Below are 3,766 nucleotides of genomic sequence, written 5' to 3'. Positions count from 1 at the left end.
TTTAGGTAAAAATAAATCGCCAGTGTACTGATGATGATTAAGCCGCCCGCAAACAGATAACCCAGCTTCCATTCCAGCTCGGGCATATGTTTAAAATTCATTCCCCAAATCGCACCGAGAGCCATAACAGGTGTAAATAAGGTCGTTATAACGGTTAGTGTTTTCACAATTTCATTGCCCCGGTGAGCCGAAACCAGACTTTCAAAATCAAGCAGCGAATTAATTTCTTCTTCGTATGCTCTTACAAGAAACATCGCCCGCTCAAGCCGGTTTTTGGCTAATTTGTATTGTTTCCCTTCTGTTATTTCTTCCCCGAACGCCTCTTGCAGGGCCATACGGATTTCCATGACCGGAACAATGAGATTTTTCCAGATGAGCAGCTCCTGGTCCGCCTAGGCAACCCGGTCCAATATTTTAATATTGTTCTGTTTTTTTATTTTCCAGAATAAATCGTGAAGCTCTGTTTTAAAGACATCGATTTTCTTTAAAAAATGAGAAGTCCAAAACGATAAAAAGAGCCGTATAAATAAAAATCAGATTTGTCATATTGCGCCTGGTCGACTTTCCATAATTCGCGTCTATATTTCCGGCAACGAACAGTGTACTGATAATCCCTATAATTCCAATCGCCACAATAATGACATAGACCATCCACTTTTCCAATTTTTAAACCATCCACTTACCAGCTTTTCTTTATCATGAAATAAGAATAACCGTCATTTACAAGAAAAGGGTCAGGGCCGTTCCTTTTTTTAAAGAACGGCCCTGACCCTGCTTATAACGTTTTCCTATTTTGCTGACTCAGCACTATATTGATATTTTTGGGTAACCACACTGACAATCACCATCACGATACAGTTAATGGTCAGAGCAATAATGCCTGTATTTATATCTTTTACTGCTTGCGGAAAGGATGGAAACGAAGCAGCAATAGTGGTTTGACTAATGGTAATATAAGCTACTGTGGCCAGCCCGCAAATAATGCCGGCAGCTGCCCCATACTTTGTAACAAAATTTTTCTTCATTAAACTAAAGTAAAGTGACGGAGCCAGCTGCGTCATTAAGCTGTAGCCCATCAAAATAATATTTGACAAAGTAGCTCCGCCATTCAATGTAAAGTAAACGGCGATAAGGGAAACTACAGGAACAAGAAGCTTGGCCAGTTTTCTAATTGTCTGATCTGTGGCTGAAGGCACAAATACTTTATACACATTTTTAGATAATAAAGTGGCTGTATTCATAACAAGCAATGAACCAGGCACCAACGCGGTCAATAATCCCGCTCCGCCTATTACACCAATGACCCATGGATCAAATGTTTTGATGGAAAGAAGTAGCAGCGCAAGATCGACTTCTTCTCCTTCTAATCCAGGCACCTTTAAAATAGCTGCTGTTCCTACAAAAAACACAAATAATAACATAAGGGTATACAAGGGGCTGATAATAGCGTTTTTGCGAAATACTTTTTCGTTTTGCGCTGTATAGGTGGAACTAAAAACTTGTGGCCACATATAAAAACCTAACACAAGCAGCAAAACCGTGGAAATGAGCCAGGAAACGCTAAGCCCCTGATCAGGAAACTTTAATAGCCCGGGATTAGTTGCATAAACGGCCTCGAACATGAGCTGATATCCCCCATAATAATGAAGCGGAAGATAAATTCCGAGGAACCCAATCACGACAATCATCATAAAATCCTTAATGATTGCTGTCCAGGCCGATCCATGTACACCTGAGATCATGACATATATCGTAAGGCTTATTGCGCCCAGCCAAACAGCTGTATTCATTGAAATTGCTCCATACGAGGCCTGTGACACAATAATTCCCATACCCTTCAGTTGAACGACGATAACAGGGATCATCCCTATTACACCAACCAGTGCAACAAGAACTCCTAGATACGGACTTTTATACTTGCTTACAAAAAAATCGGATTGTGACACTAAATGATTTTCTTTTGCGTATTTCCATATTACAGGCAACAGCCAATAGGATAAAACATAAGATAACACAATATACATAAGGACGTATAAAGCCGGTGCTCCTTTACCATAGGCCCAGCCGCTGCCCCCAAGGAAGGAAAACGTCGTGTAAATTTCGCCAGCCATCAAAAGAAACACCAGCATTGCCCCAAATCCTCTGCCGCCGACTGTCCATTGTTCTAAATCCATTTCTTTTCCTTTTGTAGATCGTATGCCTAAAAAAACGGCCAGAAGTAAAAAGCTTAGAATAATGAAGAGAGCAATATTCATTTTTTATCCCCCTCTTTGTTTCGGGGATCTAATTTATATATGATGCCTAGAATGACGGAAGTAAGCAGTGTCCACATAACCACCCAAAACATAACAAACGGCATCGAAAAAACAAAAGGCTCCACCCTGTTAACGAACGGAAGAAAACCCAGCATACCTATAAAAGGAATTAGAGAAAGAATGTAAATAACTTTCATTTTAAAATCACCATCCAACTATCCAATATTAAATCTGCCATTAAGACATTCCTTTATAGCAGTTTAAACTGTATTTCTTATTAAAATTGCTCGAAGATCATTTGCGTTCTAATTGCACTTCTCCTTCGTGTTAAACTATGGAAGATCATGTCTCTCCACCCGGTAGTTTCATTATTACTTTATCCCACATAATAATCTATATTTTTTTTGGTTTTTCCGTTCATTTTTTATTTGTTTATCCAGGAAGAAAACAACTTTTTCCCTAACTATTCGAAAGCGATGGTCGTTTCTTTAGTTCTTTCCAAAGTACCGTTTTTAAATATTAGCATCTTATCCGCTGTTATCCGCTTTGCTGTTTGGGTGCCGTCTCATTGTATCAGGCTCGTTCATCAATCGGAGAAACAGGATCAAAAAAAGCGGTGTACCCTATGTGTACACCGCTTCAGACTGTAGACAAAGTGGTTCTCAAATCTCCAATTTGAGGCCACTTTGTCTTTTTTTAAGCGTTTTGTCAGCTCTGTTCAAGCTGGCTGCACTGGTTTCCACCACCAGCTAGCCAGCTTTTTAAGATTCATGGCAGCAAAAGTAAGCATCGCCTGCATGGATAATTTCCCCAGTCCCCTGAGGGTTGTCCATCGCATGCCATGCTTTTCTTTAGCATCCGCAAACACACGCTCAATTGTTTCTTTGCGCCTAGCATAGTCTTTTTTATTCTGCGCCGTATGGCGCAAGTGGTCGGCTTCTTCTAAATAGTTCTCCCATACGTGCCGGTGGATCAGCTTTGTATGGTTCTGGCTTTGTGTGCACATAGAAAGGAGCGGACAGCCCTGGCACTGCTTTGGATCAGAAGAATACTGCCTATAGCCTTCGCGGGTAGTCGTCCGATAAGAAAGGACCTGTTCCTCTGGACAGATATAGCAGTCATAATGCTCATCATAGGCGAAATCGCTCTTCTTCAAATATCCTTTTGGGGTGCGGGGTCTTGAATAAGGAAGCACAGGGCGGATCTCAAGGTCCGTTATGTACTTGGCGATAAAAGGCGTTTTATATCCGGCGTCGGCAGCTACTGCATCAGGCTTTTCCACTTTTTCCATGACCTTATCGAGAACATCTGTAAACACACGGCTGTCATGAACATTAGCAGCTGTCACACAGGAGGCAAGAACAAATCCATTGGCATCACAGGCTGTGTGAAAGGAGTAGGCAAAATTTTTCTCCCGCTCATCTTTCACATAGTAACCGCTATCGGGATCAGTTGTGTTCGACTTGATTTCCTTCGTCTCTTCCTTTTCCAGTGGGGGAAACGGCTTTTTT

At 41.3% G+C, this 3,766-nt stretch carries 5 protein-coding genes; all 5 read right to left on the bottom strand.

What is annotated here, in order from left to right; translation table 11 throughout:
- Positions 1-335: CorA family divalent cation transporter (locus tag VP97_RS21980; protein WP_281175132.1), on the bottom strand; the 335-nt coding region annotated here is incomplete at its 3' end.
- Between the two features lie 130 nt (positions 336-465).
- Entirely contained in the window at positions 466-663 is a 198-nt protein-coding gene (locus VP97_RS21975) for a hypothetical protein (RefSeq protein ID WP_050184301.1), read from the bottom strand.
- Between the two features lie 125 nt (positions 664-788).
- Positions 789-2,255 carry a sodium:solute symporter family protein gene (locus VP97_RS21970; RefSeq protein WP_050184300.1) on the bottom strand — a complete coding sequence of 489 codons (1,467 nt, stop codon included), beginning with the start codon at positions 2,253-2,255 and terminating at the stop codon, positions 789-791.
- Entirely contained in the window at positions 2,252-2,452 is a 201-nt protein-coding gene (locus tag VP97_RS21965; protein WP_050184299.1) for a DUF3311 domain-containing protein, read from the bottom strand. The genes VP97_RS21970 and VP97_RS21965 overlap by 4 nt, the downstream gene beginning before the upstream one ends.
- 521 nt (positions 2,453-2,973) lie before the next feature.
- The coding region (locus VP97_RS21960) for a transposase (RefSeq protein WP_156153596.1) at positions 2,974-3,766 on the bottom strand (793 nt) is incomplete at its 5' end.

Origin of the sequence: Domibacillus robiginosus (assembly GCF_000966195.1) — a bacterium.
In the GTDB taxonomy this organism is placed as follows: Bacteria; Bacillota; Bacilli; order Bacillales; family Domibacillaceae; genus Domibacillus; species Domibacillus robiginosus.
Note: the sequence above shows the minus strand (reverse complement) of the source record. Positions and strands in the feature narration are given on the sequence as shown.